17 protein-coding genes, 4 pseudogenes, 1 riboswitch and 1 other annotated feature are annotated in these 16274 nt (G+C 66.4%); of the genes and pseudogenes, 7 read left to right on the top strand and 14 right to left on the bottom strand.

All coding sequences use genetic code 11. The features are described from left to right. Positions 1-70: 70 nt before the first annotated feature. The 3 genes and pseudogenes from KPL59_RS33400 to KPL59_RS33390 form a co-directional block, all read right to left on the bottom strand. The gene (locus KPL59_RS33400) at positions 71-301 is read right to left on the bottom strand and encodes an integrase core domain-containing protein (RefSeq protein ID WP_226363198.1); all 231 of its coding nucleotides are present in this window, start codon (positions 299-301) and stop codon (positions 71-73) included. 31 nt (positions 302-332) lie between these two features. Then, positions 333-1498: pseudogene (locus tag KPL59_RS33395) on the bottom strand (IS3 family transposase); the annotation flags it as partial. Further along, positions 1173-1286 (bottom strand) — a sequence feature (AL1L pseudoknot). It overlaps the preceding pseudogene by 114 nt. A gap of 29 nt (positions 1499-1527) precedes the next feature. Beyond that, positions 1528-2792 (bottom strand): IS3 family transposase gene (locus KPL59_RS33390; protein ID WP_226363196.1). Its coding sequence is split into 2 segments (ribosomal slippage): positions 1528-2441 and positions 2441-2792, totalling 1266 coding nucleotides; the frame shifts between segments, so codons are not numbered across the junction. Positions 2793-2861: 69 nt separating this feature from the next. Between KPL59_RS33390 and KPL59_RS33385 the strand changes: the two are divergent. Together KPL59_RS33385 and KPL59_RS33380 are read left to right on the top strand one after the other, a co-directional pair. Next, positions 2862-3251 (top strand): annotated as a pseudogene (locus tag KPL59_RS33385) (integrase core domain-containing protein); the annotation flags it as partial. Then, positions 3248-3574 (top strand): annotated as a pseudogene (locus tag KPL59_RS33380) (transposase); the annotation flags it as partial. The pseudogenes KPL59_RS33385 and KPL59_RS33380, both read left to right, overlap by 4 nt. A 264-nt stretch (positions 3575-3838) precedes the next feature. Here the strand turns inward: KPL59_RS33380 and KPL59_RS33375 are convergent. The 11 genes and pseudogenes from KPL59_RS33375 to KPL59_RS33325 all read right to left on the bottom strand — a co-directional run bounded on the left by KPL59_RS33375 (position 3839) and on the right by KPL59_RS33325 (position 11164). Continuing rightward, complete coding sequence (locus tag KPL59_RS33375; RefSeq protein ID WP_226358233.1) at positions 3839-4282, bottom strand: hypothetical protein; 444 nt, start codon at positions 4280-4282, stop codon at positions 3839-3841. A gap of 219 nt (positions 4283-4501) precedes the next feature. Further along, positions 4502-4870, bottom strand: a complete 369-nt coding sequence (locus KPL59_RS33370) for a hypothetical protein (protein WP_226363195.1) — start codon at positions 4868-4870, stop codon at positions 4502-4504. Between the two features lie 77 nt (positions 4871-4947). Next, positions 4948-5712 (bottom strand): transposase, encoded by a 765-nt coding sequence (locus KPL59_RS33365; protein WP_226359656.1) that lies wholly within the window; start codon positions 5710-5712, stop codon positions 4948-4950. Between the two features lie 401 nt (positions 5713-6113). Next, positions 6114-6320 (bottom strand): annotated as a pseudogene (locus KPL59_RS33360) (IS3 family transposase); the annotation flags it as partial. 18 nt (positions 6321-6338) lie between these two features. Continuing rightward, positions 6339-7154, bottom strand: a complete 816-nt coding sequence (locus KPL59_RS33355) for a ParA family protein (protein ID WP_226358235.1) — start codon at positions 7152-7154, stop codon at positions 6339-6341. After that, a complete protein-coding gene (locus tag KPL59_RS33350; RefSeq protein WP_226363194.1) occupies positions 7151-7570 on the bottom strand; it encodes a hypothetical protein in 420 nt (139 codons plus the stop codon). The genes KPL59_RS33355 and KPL59_RS33350 overlap by 4 nt, the downstream gene beginning before the upstream one ends. Then, positions 7567-8877 (bottom strand): ParB/RepB/Spo0J family partition protein, encoded by a 1311-nt coding sequence (locus tag KPL59_RS33345; RefSeq protein WP_226363193.1) that lies wholly within the window; start codon positions 8875-8877, stop codon positions 7567-7569. Before KPL59_RS33345 ends, KPL59_RS33350 begins: the two co-directional genes overlap by 4 nt. 141 nt (positions 8878-9018) lie before the next feature. Beyond that, entirely contained in the window at positions 9019-9309 is a 291-nt protein-coding gene (locus tag KPL59_RS33340; protein WP_226358237.1) for a hypothetical protein, read from the bottom strand. Positions 9310-9734: 425 nt separating this feature from the next. Further along, complete coding sequence (locus tag KPL59_RS33335; protein WP_226363192.1) at positions 9735-10190, bottom strand: transposase family protein; 456 nt, start codon at positions 10188-10190, stop codon at positions 9735-9737. A gap of 282 nt (positions 10191-10472) precedes the next feature. Continuing rightward, complete coding sequence (locus KPL59_RS33330) at positions 10473-10850, bottom strand: multidrug efflux SMR transporter (protein ID WP_226358238.1); 378 nt, start codon at positions 10848-10850, stop codon at positions 10473-10475. After that, entirely contained in the window at positions 10850-11164 is a 315-nt protein-coding gene (locus KPL59_RS33325) for a multidrug efflux SMR transporter (RefSeq protein WP_226358239.1), read from the bottom strand. Before KPL59_RS33325 ends, KPL59_RS33330 begins: the two co-directional genes overlap by 1 nt. A gap of 325 nt (positions 11165-11489) precedes the next feature. Next, a riboswitch (guanidine-I (ykkC/yxkD leader) is annotated at positions 11490-11590 on the top strand. A 377-nt stretch (positions 11591-11967) separates the two neighbouring features. Here KPL59_RS33325 and KPL59_RS33320 point away from each other — a divergent pair. From KPL59_RS33320 to KPL59_RS33300, 5 genes are all read left to right on the top strand, one after another. Then, entirely contained in the window at positions 11968-13692 is a 1725-nt protein-coding gene (locus KPL59_RS33320; protein WP_374111699.1) for a cytochrome bc complex cytochrome b subunit, read from the top strand. Then, on the top strand, positions 13679-14149 hold the full coding sequence (locus KPL59_RS33315; RefSeq protein WP_226358241.1) for a hypothetical protein: 471 nt from the start codon (positions 13679-13681) through the stop codon (positions 14147-14149). Before KPL59_RS33320 ends, KPL59_RS33315 begins: the two co-directional genes overlap by 14 nt. A gap of 289 nt (positions 14150-14438) precedes the next feature. Continuing rightward, complete coding sequence (locus tag KPL59_RS33310) at positions 14439-15701, top strand: GNAT family N-acetyltransferase (RefSeq protein ID WP_226358242.1); 1263 nt, start codon at positions 14439-14441, stop codon at positions 15699-15701. 125 nt (positions 15702-15826) lie between these two features. Next, positions 15827-16006, top strand: coding sequence for a transposase (locus KPL59_RS33305; RefSeq protein ID WP_308187997.1), 180 nt, complete (start codon positions 15827-15829; stop codon positions 16004-16006). An 88-nt stretch (positions 16007-16094) separates the two neighbouring features. Continuing rightward, positions 16095-16274 (top strand): hypothetical protein (locus KPL59_RS33300; protein WP_226363197.1); only part of this gene is annotated, 180 nt, incomplete at its 3' end.

Raw genomic sequence — 16274 nt, 5'->3', positions numbered from 1 at the left:
CCCTGCTGCGATCGCGTCGTCGACTCACACTCTCTCTCTGCGCTTCCCCCCGAATTGTGGAAAGTTTCCTTTAGGCGGCGTCCCGGTCGGGGCCGGGGGTGCTCTCGTAGTCGATCGGGCTCATCATGGCTGCGGCGGTGTGACGGCGTTGGTGGTTGTAGAAGCCGTAGCACCAGTCGGTCACGACTTCGCGGGCGTGGCCGGTGTCGGTGAACTCGTGCCGGGACAGGACCTCCCATTCCAGGGATGAGAAGAACGCCTCGGCTACAGCGTTATCGAAGCACGACCCGACCCGGCCCATTGAACCGCACTGGGTTCGTTGGAGGCTCGGTCTATTGGATTCCGACCCTGGTGGGGTCGGTCTGTTGTGCAGCGTAGAACGCTGCTTCGTACTCCGCTGGGGTGGTGTCGCCGCAGTGGCTGTGTAGCCGGGCTTCGTTGAACCAGTGCACCCAGGACAGGGTGGCGAGTTCGAGCTCGCCGACGTCGTCCCAGCCGTTCGTGTCGGGGCCGTAGACACATTCGGTCTTGTAGAGGCCGTTGGTCGTCTCGGCCAGAGCGTTGTCATAGGAGTCCGCGACCGTGCCGATCGAGGGCCGGGCGCCGATCTCGGCAAGCCGTTCGGTGAAACGCACCGACGTGAACTGGACGCCCGCGTCCGAGTGCGTCACCAGGCCGATCAGCCGCTGCCCGCCCCGCGCTGCCCGGGCCATCTCCAGCGCGTCGAGGACCATCTCGGTCTTCATGTTCGCCGCTGCCCGCCAGCCGACGATGCGCCGGCTGAACGCGTCAACGATGAAGCACACATAAGTCATGCCTGACCGGGTCGGCACATAGGTCAGGTCAGTCACCCACAGGGCATCCGGACGGTCGAGGGTGAAGTGCCGGTTCACCAGGTCCGGCGCCCGGACCGAGTCAAGGTCAGCCCGGGTGGTGAGTACCTTCTTCCGCGCCCGGGACACGCCCTGGATTCCGAGCTCACGCATGAGCCGGGCGACCTGGTCGCGGCCGATGTCATACCCGGCGCGGCGAGCGGCCTTCCAGAGCTTGTGAGCGCCGTAGACCTTCCGGTTCGCGACCCACAACGCGAGCAGGATCGACAGCATCAGCGCGTCACCGCCCGCGCGGGCCGACGGCGTGCGCTGCCGCTTCTTCGCCGCGTAGTAGCTGCTCGGAGCCACCTGCATGTGCGTGCAGATGAACTCGACTCCGAACTCGTCGCGGTTGTCGTCGACGACCGCGACGATCACTTCAAGGGACGGTCGAGCTCCGCCGCGAAAAAAGCCGAGGCCCGCTTCAACAGGTCATTCGCCCGCCGCAACTCACGGTTCTCCTGCTCAAGCTCACGGATCCGCGTCACCTCGGCCGTGGTCACACCCGGTTCGACACCCTCGTCGATATCGGCCTGCTTGACCCAGGTCCGTAGCGACTCCACCCCGCAACCGATCTGGTCCGCGACTCGCGCGATCGTCCCCCGCGTCGTGCCGAGCTCGGGCCTTGATCCCGGATCTTGGACACGGTGTCGGATTACGCGGCTGTGGCTGTGACGGTAGCCGGGAGTGTCTGTTCGTAGGTGTTCGGGGACAGGTGCCGGCAGTAGGAGTGTCGTCGTCGGGTGTTGTAGCGGGTCAGCCACCTGAAGACCTGCCGTCGGCAGGTGGCCGCGTCGGGCCAGCAGGTGCTGTCCTGGAGGACCTCGCGTTTGACGGTGGCGTTGAACGACTCGGCCAGGGCGTTGTCCGCCGACGATCCGACCGCGTCCATGGAACGGGTCACTCCGAGCCGGTCGCAGAGTTCGGCGTAGGCACTCGAGGTGTAGACCGCTCCGTGGTCGCTGTGGAAGACCGCCCCGCGTAGCGACCCACGGGCCCGTTCCGCGGCGTGGAGTGCGTCGCTGACCAGGTCGGTGCGCATGTGATCAGCGAGGGCCCAGCCGGCGAGTTTGCGGGAGCAGCAGTCGATCACCGTGGCCAGATACAGGTTCGTCCCGCCTGCGAGGGGCAGGTAGGTGATGTCACCGACGTAGACCTGGTTCGGTGCTGGGGCGGTGAAATCCCGCCTGAGCAGGTCGGGCACCGTCTGCCGGGACTGCTCGACGATCGTGGTGTGCACCCGGCGCCGGCTGCGGTAGCCGGCGATCCCGGCCGCACGCATCACCCGCGCGACGCGTTTGTGGTTGACCCTGTCCCCGGCTGCGGCGCCGTCGTTGAGCTCGGTCGTGGCCCGCGGTGCACCGATGGTGTTCTCGGCGTCATGGATCGTCCGGATCCGCGCCACCAACACCGCATCACGGGCGGCCCGACGCGCCCGGGCCGGAGCGGCCGCCAACCAGGCGTAGAACGACGACCTCGAGACGTGCACGAGCTCGCACAACCGCTTCACCTCGAAGGTGTGCCGGTGGTCAGCGACGGACTGGAAGCGGGTCACCAGCGCGTCTCCCCCGCGAAATACTTGGCCGCCCGCTGCAGGATCTCCCGCTCGGCAGTCAGCTTCTTCTCGCTGATCTCGAGTTCACGGACCCGAGCCTCGAGACGGGCGATCTTCTGCCCCGGTGGTTCCTCCCCGTCCAAGCCCGACCCCGGCGTGGTGCGCATGGTCTGTACCGGGCTGGGGCAGCTACTGCCATCAGCTGCGGTCTTGTTCCCCGTGCCGTGGATCGTGAGCCAGTCCCGCAACGTGCCCCGCGCGATACCCAGGTCGTCGGCGATACCACGGACCGTGGCACCCGGGATGGACTCATACAGATCAACAGCCTGCCGACGGAACTCGTCGGTGAAACTCTTCCTGGCCATGATCGCTGGATCATCTCGCTTCCCCAGCAGTGCTGGATTCAGCGTGTCCAAGATCCGGGGTCAAGCCCCATCCACGATGACGAGACCGCCGCTACCGCGGCTGCTGTGCTCTCGCGGGCGACTACGTGGTTCACCGATCGCGGGGTCACCGTGTCCCGGGTCCTGTCGGACAACAGCTCGGCCTACCGTTCCCGGCTCTGGCGCGACACCTGCCACGACCTGGGCATCACCCCGAAACACACAAGGCCCTACCGGCCGCAGACCAATGGCAAGATCGAACGATTCCACCGCACCCTGGCCGACCGGTGGGCCTACGCCCGGCACTACACCGGCGAGTCCCAGCGGCGCGACGCCCTCCCAAACTGGCTCCACGAGTACAACCATCACCGGCCCCACACCGCCATCGGACGACGACCACCGATCAGCCGGTTAACCAACGTCTGTGGTCAGTACAGCTAGTGAAGGCGATCCCGCCGATCCGGGGTCGTCGTGGCCAGCCCCGCCACCGCCCCGGGACGCTCTACGGAGACCGGGGCTATGACTCCCAGCCACACCGCCGCCGCCTCCGCGCACTCAGCATCCGACCACACTTGGCCCGACGACGACGAGGCCACGGCTCCGGCCTCGGGAAACACCGCTGGGTCATCGAACGCGGCTTCGCCTGGCTCCACGCCTTCAAACGACTCCGGACCCGCTACGAACGCCGAGCCGACATCCACCTCGGCCTGCTCCACCTCGCCTGCGCCCTGATCTGCCACCGGGGACTCACGAAGTCATTCTGAAACGACCTCTGAGTACCAGCTTGCCAGATCCCCCGTCGCTGCTGGGTGGTCACTACCACACCAGCTCCGGATCGGGCCGCGAGTTCCAGTGCCGCTCAGGCTTCACTCGGCCCGCATTGCACCAAGACCGTGTCGCGTATCTGCTCGAGCCCATCGAACCGATCAGACATCGACACGCCTCCAGAAATTCTGGACTGCCGCAACGCACTACAGCGCAGCAAAGCACCCCGGAACCACCCGGATTTTTCTAGAATGACTCCAGTTTCAGGAGGTGAGGCCGACCCGGCAGTAAGCCGCAGTGCGGTCGAGGTGGGTGATGGTCAGGTCGTCGCCGCCGATGGCGATGGTCAGCACTTGGATTTCGTCGGGGCTGTATTGGTCGGGCAGTGTTCGTCCGAGGGTGGTGAAGCCGCGGTGCATGGTCTCGAGGGCGGTGGTGATGCCGTGGTCGATGCTGTCGGCGATGACTTCGATCCGGATGGTGAGGTGCTCGCCGTCGAGGTCGTCGGGGTCGTGACCGTCGGTGGCTGGCGGTTGGGTGGGTCCGGCGTAGGCGTCGGCGATCCGGCCTTGTCGGCAGAGCCCGGAGAAGTAGCTCATCAGGGCGTAGGAGGCCTGGTAGAGGTCTTTGTCGCTGCGGATGGTGAAGTCCTGGGTGGTGATGACCAGGATGTCGTCGGGGCCCATCGGGTCGGACATGTCAGACACCAAGGCAGTGTAGTGGCGCCCGGTGTAGAGGCCTCAGGATGCGGGAGAGGCCCCGCACCCCGAGGGTTGTGGGCATCCTGTGCGACAGTGCCGTGGTCCCTTGAGGCCGGGGCTCTCTCGGTGTACGCGCCCTGGTCTCTGCTCGTTGGCAGCGAACAGGGGCGCGTGCTCAGCTGGCGTGGTGAGTGAAGGCTCCCGCCAGCGAAGCGGCGCGGGGTGTTACTTGCCGCTGATGGCGGCGTCGCCGGCGGCGCCGGTCTGGGCGCAGGTGTCGGACTGGTCGGTGACCGAGTGTCCGGACTTCGCGGTGCCAGAGCCGAGGATCCCCAGCGCGCCGGTGAGCCCGTTGCCCAGGCCGAGGTCTTCGATGGGGACCTGGGCGCCGATGAGGTTGACGGGGATGTTGTTGTTGCAGACCTGGATCGGCACGTTGATGTTGTTGCCGTTCAGGCCCGAGATCAGCCCCTTCGAGCTCTTGTCGATTCCGTGGTCGCCGTGGTCACCGCTGGTGTGAGCCATCGCCACCGGCGAGAGCGCCATCAGCGATGCCGCTGAGGCGGCCACCACGATCCCGGTCTTCTTCCACATCACGCATGTCCTCCAGATAGTGCTGGTACTCGAATATGAAGGGGGGAGCCCGTACTAGGAGGCTTATTCAGGCTCCGTCAGGTAAGTGTGTAGAAGATGAGTCCGATGACTGCCGAGATTGTCGTTTTAAATGTGGCGTAGGGCCGCCGGTAGTCTGTGTGGAGAACTTTCCACGTTTTGATATGGGCGATGACTCGTTCGATGGTGGCGCGTGTGTGGTTGAGGCTCTTGTTGAATGTTTTTTGCCAGTTGAGAAGTTCCCGGCCGGGTGGTTTTTTGAACGGGGTGAGCATGCCGCGCCCGATGTATCCTTTATCGCCGATCGGGGGGTATGTGGCGAGGTGGTCGAGGGCGCCGGATTGGTCGAGGCAATATAGGTCGTGTCGGGAGCCTGGGGTCGGGTCGGAGATCCACGACAGCTGCCCTTCCAGGGTGGCTGCGACCTGGACGACGACGCCGGTGGTGCGATGCTTGCCCGACCACAGACCCGGCACCGCGGCCCATGACCAGCAGGGCAGCAAGGTTCCATCGATGATGTACTGCCGATCGGCACGAAGCTCCTCTGCCGTCGGAACGACACTCCGCAGCGCCTGTGCCAGCAACGGTGTCACCCCCGTGATCGCTCGACTAACCGTCGACTGCGACACCCCATAGGTTTCCGCCAACTCCCACTGCACACGATTCCCGCGCAGATACGCCAACGTGATCACCACCGACCAGAACAACCCCAGAACCGGCGGCCAAGACAAACGTGCCTCCGTCGCGTCCCGCTGATCCTGCTCATACACTATAGCGACAAGATCCTGAATTTCATCACGCCGGAAACCAGTGGTATAGTACATACTGCGGCAGCCCGTTCATCTCGGATTGATTCGGCAAACCAATATTCGCGATGGACGGGCTGTCGCCCAACCCGACACGCCGGGCTAGATCGTTATTTCACGGGGCCTGAATAAGCCTCTAGCTGTAACGAGAGGCTCCAGGCTGGGAAACTGCAGACCACACACCACCACCCGGTCGACGTGCGGTTGTCGCGCAGCGCAGTCGAGATGTCGGGGATGCCCACTCGGGTGGGGGTGGCGGACGTCGCTTGATGCGTCGGTGTGTCACTCGCGGTGTGTCCCAGCTGGTGGTCGCGCGGTGGCGGAGGCCGCGGCCGGCGCGGTGGTCCGGTTCTGTCGGGATTGCAGTAGCGACCTGATGGGGTTTGCTGCAGTGTTGGTTGACAGTGGTTAAGTGGTGATCATGGTGCGGGGGTGGTGGTCTGGGTGGTGAAGGTGAGTTCGTACTCGACGGGGGTGAGTTTGCCGAGGCCGCGTTGTCGGCGTCGGCGGTTGTAGGTGCGTTCGATCCAGAAGATGATCGCGTCGTGGAGCTGGTCGCGGGTGTGCCAGCGGTGCCGGTCCAGGACGTTGTTCTGCAGCAGGGCGTGCCAGGACTCCACCGCGGCGGCGCGGGCGGGGTTGGTTCACCGGGCGGCGCCGAGACCGACGACGCCGGCGGTCTGCAGGTGTTCGACGACGGCGGCCACGTCGGCGGTGACGGGCTCGTCGGGGCCGTAGAGGCACAGCGGCATCTGCGCGCTGTAGGCCTCAGGGACCCGGACGGAGCGGCGCACGGCAGGGGTGACGATGCCGCCCCATGCGCTGCGAACCTGGTCGAGCACGTCGCGGTAGTAGCTGCCGGCCGACGGCACGATGGACGGTGCCGCCGCGACGAGCCGCAGCTGAGGGTTGTAGGCCTTGGCGACGGTCTCGATGGTGGCCTCGAACTTCCCGACGCCGCCAGCCTCCTTCTCGGCCGGCGCGAACACGGTCACCGCGACGTCGGCTGCGACGAGCGCGGACACGGTGAGCGTGCCGAGCGACCCCGGGCAGTCGAGCAGGGTCACGACGTCGGCGTCGTCGACGGCCGCCTGCAGCGCCATGCGCAGCCGCTGCTCGCCGCCGAGGACTTTCGACAGCTCGACGTCGGCGCCCTCCATCCGTGTCGGGTGAGAGGGCACCACGGTGAGCGTGTCGAGCTCCTCGACGGGACGTTCCGTGGCGAGGATCGCCGCGCCGTCGAAGAGGAGCTCGTAGGTCCCGAGCCCGGCCGGGGCGACGTTGCCGGCGTCGTCGGGCAGGGGCTCGGGATGGCCGAGCCAGTGGGAGGCGTTGCCCTGCGCGTCCAGGTCGATGACCCGCACCCGGTGGCCGAGCTGAGCCAGCCGCGCGCCGACGTTGACCACGAGGGTAGTCTTCCCGGCGCTGCCGGCCTGGTTGCCAACGGCAATCACGGTCATGAGGTGGCTCCGTCTGCGGGGGTGCTTCCGGCGGAAGCACTCATGGTGAGGACGGCGAGCCGCTGCTCGTCGTCGGAGGTGAGTTCGTAGCCGCCGTGCGCGGCCAGGCGCCGCACGTGCCGGGCCTCGTGGGAGGTCCAGTCGCGGCCGTCTCCGCCGGCCCAGCCGAGGCTGTTCTCGACCTCGGCGAGCGCGACGGCCACGGCGGCTCGGCGCGCAGCCAGCGGCCCGGCGGTGGCCTGGCGGTGCAGCCACGTCGAGACGGGGTCGTCGCCGGCGTCGACGTCTTCGTCGACGAGCTGTCCGCAGAACTCGGCGGCGACCGCGGCGTACTCATAGGGCTCGAGAACGACGTCGACAAGCACGGCGTCGGCGAGGATCTCCACGGCGAGCTCGGGGTCCAGTCGCCCGGTCACGATGCGGGCGCACGCCGCGGCGCGGGCCTCGCTGGCAGCGCGGGCGACCTCGGCACGTTCCTGACGTTCACGCAGCAGAGGGGCGCGCTCCTGCGCCTCGGCGGGGTCGACCGTGGTCGCCGGTGCGTCGGGGCTTCCGCTGAAAGCACCCGCGGAACCGCTTCCGCTGGAAGCACTCGGCTCGGCGGGCGCGACGGTTCCCCCCCACCGCTGCGGGGCTCGTCCTCCCGCGCCTGGGTGGAGTACCAGGACAGGTGCAGTCGCTCGCCCTGGGCGTAGACGTGCGCGAGAACGTCGGCGGGCGGCGGTACGGCGTCGTCGCCGCTGGCGATGCCGCGCACGGCCGGGTCGGCGCCGGGCACCGAGTACGCGCTCGGGAGCAGGTGGTTCCAGGGGCGGCTGCCGAACTCGGCGTCAGGGTCGTCGATGAGGCGAAGCCCGGCGGCAGTGAGTGCGGTGCGCAGCTGCTCGCCGCGTTCACGGGCGGCGAGCGCGGCCAGGCGGGCCGTGACCACGCCGTTGATGCCGCGGTACTCCTCGCGCTTGGCCTGCGACCAGGCCGAGGAGATCTCGCTGTCGGGCAGTTCCAGCAGCCGCAGCGCGTCGGTGACGGTCAGCTCTCCGTCTACGAGCGCGGCCGCGAGCTTGGCCGGCAGCCGCAACAGCTGCAGCCGCTTGTGCACCTGGCCGGGACTGACCCCGGTCTCCTTGGCGATGCGACGCTCGGACCAGCCGCGATCACGCAGCCGCCCGAAGGCGCGGGCCTGCTCGATCGGACTCAGGTCGGTGCGCTGCACGTTCTCGACGATCATCGACAGGACGGCGTCGTCGTCGCCGGCGAGCGCATCGCGCACGACGACCGGCACGGTCGGAACGCCGGTGTGGACGGCGCCGGCGTGGCGACGGTGCCCAGCAACGATGACGTACTGAACGGCCACGTCCAGCTCGACGTCGGACCGCTGGGCAGTGAAGGCGGCCCGGCTCACCACGACGAGGGGCTGCAGCACGCCGCGCTCGGCGATGGACTCACCGAGGCCGGTGACGTCGCCGAGGCTGTCGCGGATGTTGTCGGGGTGCGGAGTGAGGTGCGCGACGTCGACGTCGACGATCCGCTCCCCCGGCGCCGGCGGCTGCTCGGCGGCTGCGCTGATGGCCCCGAGAATCCCCGCCCGGGCCTGCGGAGCCTCCGCGGTCGCGGTGGCGGTGGCGGTGGCGGTGCTTCCGCTGGAAGCACCCTCGCCGGATGCTCGGCGCCCGATCCGTGCGGCTGCGCCGACGGTGAGTCCTGGCTGTCGCCTCGGTGGCATGAGGTGTCCCGCTTCCCCTCGATGTTGGGTGCATCCTCCCGCGAGCGCTCGAACTGCAACGCGCCGCGGTCATCCCAATATATATGGATTGTATATATTTGTCGTGTCTGATGGGTGCTTCCGCTGGAAGCAGCGTCGCGTTCAGTGCGCGGCACTGGGCTTGCCCAGGTTCGTACGGGCCTGGTGGGTGGCGAAGGACGCGAGCGCTGCGGCCTGGGCGGCGTTGCGGCGGTTGGAGGGATCGGGCGCCACCGGCGTGCGGTCGGTGGGCTGTACGGCGACGGGGGAGCGGCGCTGCTGGCGTTCGTAGCGGGCGGCGACGTAGTTGCCCGGGTGTCCGAGGAGGCTGGCGGGCAGCTCGCCGAGTCGCCCGGTCCATGGTCGCAGTCGTGCGCCGCGGATGGCGATCGGGTCGCGGCCGCCGCGGAGCATGTCTCCGCGGTGGTGGTCGGGCCAGTCGGGGTGGTGGTCGATGGCGTGCAGTACCGCGGCGGGGCAGGCGCCGGCATCCCACTATCTGCGCAGCAGTGCGTGGAGGCAGAACCGGGGCACCCCGGGAAGCCGCTCGTTCTCGATGCCGAGACCGCGAAGGACACAGGCAGCGGCGTCGGTACGTTCCAGAGGGGTCTGGGGCACTCCGCAGAGCAGCCAGGGCGCCCGGACAGGACCACGGTGTTCGAGCCGTGTGCCGCGCAAGGGCTTACGAGTTCATGCGCTATTGGGGTTGGGATGTGCTGGCCTCAGAGGTGCTCGGTGAGGGCCTATCGCATGGCGTCGCGGTCGGAGACCAGACCGGCGATCGCCCGGTAGGTCTCGGGCAGGTGTGCGCGCTGGTGAGTCCAGCGCCGCAGGCCGCGTCACTGCTTGTGTGCGGCGATCGCGTGCTCGACCGCGATCCGCTGGGAGGAGTGACGCTGCCGAGCCCGGTCTCGGATATCGGCGGTGACGACAGAGACCGTGTTGCGGGAACGAGTACTCGGGGGCGGAGCAACGATCTGACCCCGATGACGCTTCCGGAGTCCGCGATAACCGGCGTCGACCAGCGCTCTGGCGTGCGGGAAGTGATCGAGGAGGTCATCGATGCCCTCAGTGTCGAACGCGGTCTGGTCGTGTTGGCGTCCCGGCCGGTGCGCCCCGGTCCATAGGGTGCGTCCCGCACCGTCGCTGATGATCGTGGTCTTGATGGTGTTCAGGTTCTTCTTCCCTGAGATGAAGGCCCGCCGGCCTGGTCGGTGCGCGGCGGGTCGGTTGACCTGGGTCTCGGTCGCATCCAGCCGCAGGACGACTCCCTCATGCTCGGCGTAGGCAACCACGTCAGCCAGCGTGCGCAGCCGTACTCCAGGCCGGTCAGGCACCGCGTGACCACGCCCGGCCAGCAGCGGCCGGACCTCACCGATCGAACTCGGCCCGTGCGGGCAGCAGCGCGGCGAATTGGTCCCACAGCGGCTCGGTCAGCCATGATGGCAGGACGGGCACGCGGCCTCCAGACGATCACGAAGCGTAGACAACTTCATGATCGGCAGGCCCGTGCCCGCCCTCGCCCCAGACACTCGGCCGCGGCCAAGCTGTAACCAATCCGCGCGAGCTCCAAGTCGTCACTTCGGTTGCTCGGTGGCGGCCGACGGTGCCTCAGCCGTCGCTTCCGTCGTCGGAGTTGGGGCCTTGGTGAATTTCAGACCGACGATGCAGCTGATCAGGATGGTCAGCACGACGGCTTTGGCTGTGGTGAACTGCTCGCCGCCAGTCAACATGGCGTAGGCGACGGTGAGCACGGCGCCGATCCCGATCCAGACTGAGTACGCGACGCTGACCGGGATGTGGCGCATCGCGAGCGCCAACCCGATCATACTCAGGGTCAGGAAGATCACGAAGACTACTGTTGGGGCTGGCTTGCTGAATCCATCGGACTGTCCGAGTGCGGTCGCCCAGACTGCCTCGAACACTGCGCTGACGACCAGGACAATCCAGCTCATCACGACACCACCTTGAGCGCGACGACGCTGCCGACCAGCCCGGCGAGCAGGAGCACCTTCATCGGTGTGGCCTTCTCTTTGCCGCGGAAGATCGCCCACCCGGCGGTCAGCACGGCGCCAACGCCGACCCAGACCGCGTACGATGTACCGGTGGGCAGGGTCTGCATCGCCACAGCAAGGCCGATCATGCTGAACACAAGCGCGACGGCGAAGACGACCGTCGGTTTGCGACGCTTAAATCCGTCCGAGGACGACAGTGCTGTCGCCCATACCGCCTCAAGGACGCCGGACGCGATCAAGATACCCCAAGCCACCAGGAACTCCCTGAACCAGTCTTGTCGCTGCGCGGGTACTGGTTCACCTCGTCCGCAAGGCTTCTCCAACCTTCACGCTGCAACATAGCAAGCCAGAGTCGAGTAAGCGCTCCGTGGTGACCGAAGCCTCCACCGTATTCATGCGACCGTGACTGTTGGCGGTGCCCGAGTTTGCCGGCTCCTGGCCCATGCGAGGCGCTGGATTCCGGCCGGAGCCGTGACCCGACTACTGCGAGGGTCGCTGTAGCCGCGGTCACGCACGGGTGGTCCCGCCCGACGGGCTCCGACCGAGCCGGCTATAGTCTGTGGCGATCCACCGCTATGGTGGGGGCGCGTCTAGGGTTCCGTTCCCCTTGGAGGAGTCTGGTCTGAGAGACGTAGGCGGTTTATCGAATCGCCTCACGGCGGGACAAAAGCCCGGGAGACAACTGGTTGGCATCAGTTGCTCCGCTGGTGCTCGGTGAGAGGACTCCCCTGTCACGCGATGATCGCCGGGCCGGACGCCGGTACAGGAAGCGTCGATAGAGGTAGCAGACCTACTCCGCGCGGCGCTGAGACCGCTGCTCACCTGAGCAGGCCCGAGAGGGGCCGTCCACCCTGTCGGACCTTCCGGACCTCGGCTGGAAGCGTCGCCGCACCGGGGAGCTGTCCCCCTCGGCTTCGCCAGGGCTGTCGAACAGTAGAAACTCATGTAGTAGGAGCAGTGCCCAGCTGTCATCGACATCAGACATGAACGACATCTCATCGACACCGCACGGCCCGTCCGTTTTTCCGGTGGACCACCGAGGAGGAAACCCGGCGACATGAGCCCAACCTCACGGCCTCGTCCAGGGGGGCTGCAGATGAAGAAGCGGGTCGTTGAGGCCCTGGAACAAGCCGACCAGCGGTATCGCCCAGCCGCGGGGCTGCGTCAACAGCTCAACAAGGTCTTCCCGACCCACTGGTCGTTCATGCTGGGCGAGATCGCGCTCTACAGCTTCATCATCGTCATTCTCTCGGGGGTCTATCTGGCGTTGTTCTTCGATCCCTCGATGGGAGAGGTCGTCTACAACGGCCCCTACAATCCGCTCCGCGGCGTGCATATGTCTCGGGCTTACGAGTCAGCACTCGCGCTGACCTTCGAGGTGCGCGGTGGGCTGTTCATGCGTCAGCTGCACCACTGGTCCGCTCTGTTGTTTGTGGCGTCGATGATGTGTCACATGTTCCGGGTGTTCTTTACTGGAGCGTTCCGTAAGCCTCGAGAGGCTAACTGGGCGATCGGGGTTAATCTAATCCTGATCGCTACCTTTGCGGGTTTCAGTGGCTACTCGCTGCCCGACGAGTTGCTTTCTGGGATCGGCTTGCGGATCGCTTCCGGTATCACCCTGTCGGTCCCGGTCGTGGGGACCTGGATGCACTGGGCGCTGTTCGGCGGGGATTTCATGGGCACCGAGATCATCCCGCGGCTCTACATCATCCACGTCCTAATTCTTCCTGGGATCTTGCTCGCCCTGATTGCAGTCCACCTCGGTCTTGTCTGGTATCAGAAGCACACCCAGTTCCCCGGAGTGGGCCGGACGGAGAACAACGTGGTCGGTGTCCGGATCATGCCGCAGTTCGCGGCTAAGGGTGGTGCGTTCTTTTTCATTGTCGCTGGCATCCTCATCATCGTCTCCGGGCTGTTCGAGATCAACCGGATCTGGTTCTTCGGGCCCTTCGATCCCTCGCATGTCTCCGCTGGCTCGCAGCCGGACTTCTACATGCTGTTCTCCGAGGGCATGGGGCGGATCTTCCCGCCCTGGGAGTTCTACTTGTTTGACACCTACACGATCCCGTCGGCATTCCTGCCTACCGCAGCGTTCCTGCCGGTGCTGTTCATGCTTGCATCGGCCTACCCGAAGATCGAGCGGCGGTTCACCGGTGACGATGCGCATCACAACCTGCTCCAGCGCCCGCGTGACGTCCCGGTCCGCACAGCCCTGGGGGCGATGGGGATCGCGTTCTACCTGTGGCTGGTCCTCTGCGGGTTCAACGACTGGATCTCGCTGTTCTTCCACATCTCGCTCAACGCAACGACCTGGGCCGGGCGTATCGGTCTGCTGATCGTGCCGCCGATCGTGTACTGGGTCGCCTACCGGTGGTGCCTGGGTCTACAGAAGTCCGACCGCGCTGTACTGGAACACGGTCTGGAGACCGGTATCATCAAACGACTCCCACACGGGGCATACATCGAAGTGCACCAGCCGCTCACCGGGGTCGACGAGCACAGCCATCCCGTCAAGCTGGAGTATCAGGGGGCCCCCGTTCCGAAGCGGATGAACGAGCTCGGAGCTGCAGGCCGCTCCACACCCGGGACCCTGTTCACTCCCGACCCGGCCGCCGAGACCGCAGCGCTGGACCGGGCCCGCGAGCAGGCACGTGAACAAGAACGTGCCGTGTCAGAACGGCACGCCGACGTCACCGCGGACCGCCGCGCCGACCCTCATGGAACCGATGAAACGGCCGGCCGTCCCTTCGACGACGGCGGCCCCCGCGATGCGCACGCTTGACCTGGTGTGGGCCTGGCGAGAAGAGCGGCGCCGCGTCACAGAACATAACCATGTCGAAACGATTCTGCGGGACTTCCCGCGCGTGGTGCTCCATCTGCGCGACGCATTCACCCTAGACCCTGATGAACTCGGCACCGACCTTGCCTACGCCCGAGTAAACCGCCAGAGAGACGTCCTGACTTTCGCCACAACAATTCGCCGAATCGACGAGACGACGTCCGAATGGCACCTAATCGTGACTCGGTCAGAAAAACAAGGAGGAACGCCGCTTACACTTTCTACCGCGGAAGGCCGCTCTTGGAGTCTTGCGTTGTTCGGAACTTGTCATGCCGCATCAATCACGATCGGGGCAACGCTGCCGCGCCACGAGCTACCTTTCGAGCTCCACGATGGAGCACACTATGCCGTGCGCGTCAAGGCAGACGCCAGGCCGACATCATTCATCGCGACCGCTTAATAGGAATCAAGACTTCTCCGTACCCCGATGAGCTGCGGGAACGCGGGGTACGGAGTCACCTGCACCACACGGTTGCTGCTGCTGCGGCGCGGGTCATGTTCGTCCAAGCCCACGAGCCCGACGCCGCCCGGATACTGATCGCCGCTCGGTGAGGGGGCTGTGCTCACCGACAGGCGCGGCGGTCGACGGCGCGCGATGGAGTAGATGGTGGCGATAGCTGCCCTGAGTGCAGGTTTCTCTGTGGATTTCATGTAGTGGTGAGCGACTAGAGAGATTCGAGGTCCTGAGTGTGGCCGATGTTGAGGTTCTTGTTGATCTGGTCGATCGCCGTGCTGCGTTCAATGTGTTTCTAGGTGCGCTGCATAAAGCTCCGGTGGGTATCGAAGAATGGCGTGAAGGGTGGGTCGGCGACGACCTTTTCGATGATGAGTGTTGGCTGGGCGTCCGGGGTGCGAATGGCGAGATTGTCGGGACAGCACATTCCTTTCCGACTCAGTGGACGTTGCCGGGTGGGGCCCGGGTTTCCGCGTCAGCAGTGACGGGTGTGGGAGTTCGGGCTGATTCCACACGGAAGGGCCGGTTGTCTGCGTTGATGGGCACTCAGCTCGGCCAGGCCCGGGAGCGCGGTGATGTCGCGGCGGTTCTGCATGCGACACAGACGGGGATCTACGGGCGTTATGGTTACGGCGTTGTGTCCCGGAGTGAGACGGTGCGTGTCCCTGTCCGGGCAGAGTGGCGGCCCGAGTGCGGCCCGGACACCGCGACTGGGAGGCGGGTCCGGATGCTGGATCGCGCCGAGGCGGCGGCCGTGCTGCCTGTTCTGCAGGAACGCCTTGCTGGTGGGCGTCCCGGTGGGTTGACTCGTCCGCCGCAGTGGTGGCGGCATGCCCTGGAGCCGGCGTCAGGGGCGACGCCGGGGTTCGCGGGTTCGGGTTATCAGGGTATTGCTGTGCATTCCGGAACGGCGGGCGATGACGGATTCGTTGTGTGGGTGAGCGGCAAGGTCGGTCCGGATCGTGATTGGCCCGCCGAGGTTGGGGTCCAGCAATTATGGGCGTCGTCGGCGGCGGCTACAGCTGGATTATGGCGGTTTGTGACGGGTCTGGATCTCGTTGATTCGGTGGTGGGGTGGGGGCGCCCGCTGGATGAGGACCTTGATCTGATGCTTGCTGATTCACGTCAGCGGCAGGTGCTCGGGCGGGGTGATGAGCTGTGGGCGTGCCTCGTCGATATTTCTGCCGCGTTGTCGGCTCGAAGCTGGGGGTCGGGCGATCCGGTGGTGCTGCGGGTGCGTGAATCGGGACCGCTCGCTCTGGGTGATGGCGCCGGTACCTGGCGGATCGGGGTGAGTGGTGTCGAGCCGGCGAAGGGGGTCCTGCCTGATCTGGAATGTAGTGCGAGCACATTGATGCCAGCGTTTCTCGGTGACCGGATGCCGTCGAGATTGTGCACGGCCGGGTTATGGGTCGAGCACACCCCAGGAGCGGCCGCGCGAGCGGACGTGCTGTTCGCCGTCGCCGCCCCGGCCCCGTGGGCAGGTACATGGTTCTGAGACCGTGTTTGAGAAGGGCCGGCGCGTCTGCGCCGTGCAGGCTGGAGTCTGTGTGCTTCCCCCCCCCCCCCCCCGGATCGTGGAGGCATCGGCTATAGGGAGTGGCGATGTCAGAGACACGCAGGGTGTACGACCGGGAGTTCCGTGACGAGGCGGTCCGGATCGTTGCCGAGACGGGGAAACCGATCGCGCAGGTCGCCCGCGATCTGGGGATCAACGAGGGCACGTTGGGCACGTGGGTGACCCGTGCACGTGACGATGCTGCCGGCCGCGACGGGCTGGCCCGGACGCGGTCGCGGAGCTGAAACGCCTCCGCGCGGAGAACGCCGAGCTCCGGATGGAGCGTGATGTCCTCAAGCGATCCGTGGTCGGGTGGGTGAAAGAGGCGACGAGGTGAGCGTGGCACGCTTCATCGCTGACCAGAGGACCTTGTACCGGGTGCCGCACGTGCTGTCCTGCGACCTGTTGGGAGTCTCGGTGCCCTGGTTCTACAAGTGGGCCGCTCGCGACGGCGGCCCCGAGGCGGGACCGGCCTGCACACCGATCGGGACCGTCGCCGGGCCCAGCTCGACC

Origin of the sequence: Pseudonocardia sp. ICBG1142 (assembly GCF_020496255.1) — a bacterium.
GTDB lineage: Bacteria > Actinomycetota > Actinomycetes > Mycobacteriales > Pseudonocardiaceae > Pseudonocardia.
Note: the sequence above shows the minus strand (reverse complement) of the source record. Positions and strands in the feature narration are given on the sequence as shown.

Coding starts and splice junctions, on each gene's coding strand:
- KPL59_RS33400 (WP_226363198.1), bottom strand. CDS start 301: ATGGGCCGGGTCGGGTCGTGCTTCGATAACGCTGTAGCCGAGGCGTTC.
- KPL59_RS33370 (WP_226363195.1), bottom strand. CDS start 4,870: ATGTGGAAGAAGACCGGGATCGTGGTGGCCGCCTCAGCGGCATCGCTG.
- KPL59_RS33365 (WP_226359656.1), bottom strand. CDS start 5,712: ATGTACTATACCACTGGTTTCCGGCGTGATGAAATTCAGGATCTTGTC.
- KPL59_RS33355 (WP_226358235.1), bottom strand. CDS start 7,154: ATGACCGTGATTGCCGTTGGCAACCAGGCCGGCAGCGCCGGGAAGACT.
- KPL59_RS33345 (WP_226363193.1), bottom strand. CDS start 8,877: ATGCCACCGAGGCGACAGCCAGGACTCACCGTCGGCGCAGCCGCACGG.
- KPL59_RS33340 (WP_226358237.1), bottom strand. CDS start 9,309: ATGCTCCGCGGCGGCCGCGACCCGATCGCCATCCGCGGCGCACGACTG.
- KPL59_RS33330 (WP_226358238.1), bottom strand. CDS start 10,850: ATGAGCTGGATTGTCCTGGTCGTCAGCGCAGTGTTCGAGGCAGTCTGG.
- KPL59_RS33320 (WP_374111699.1), top strand. CDS start 11,968: ATGAGCCCAACCTCACGGCCTCGTCCAGGGGGGCTGCAGATGAAGAAG.
- KPL59_RS33315 (WP_226358241.1), top strand. CDS start 13,679: ATGCGCACGCTTGACCTGGTGTGGGCCTGGCGAGAAGAGCGGCGCCGC.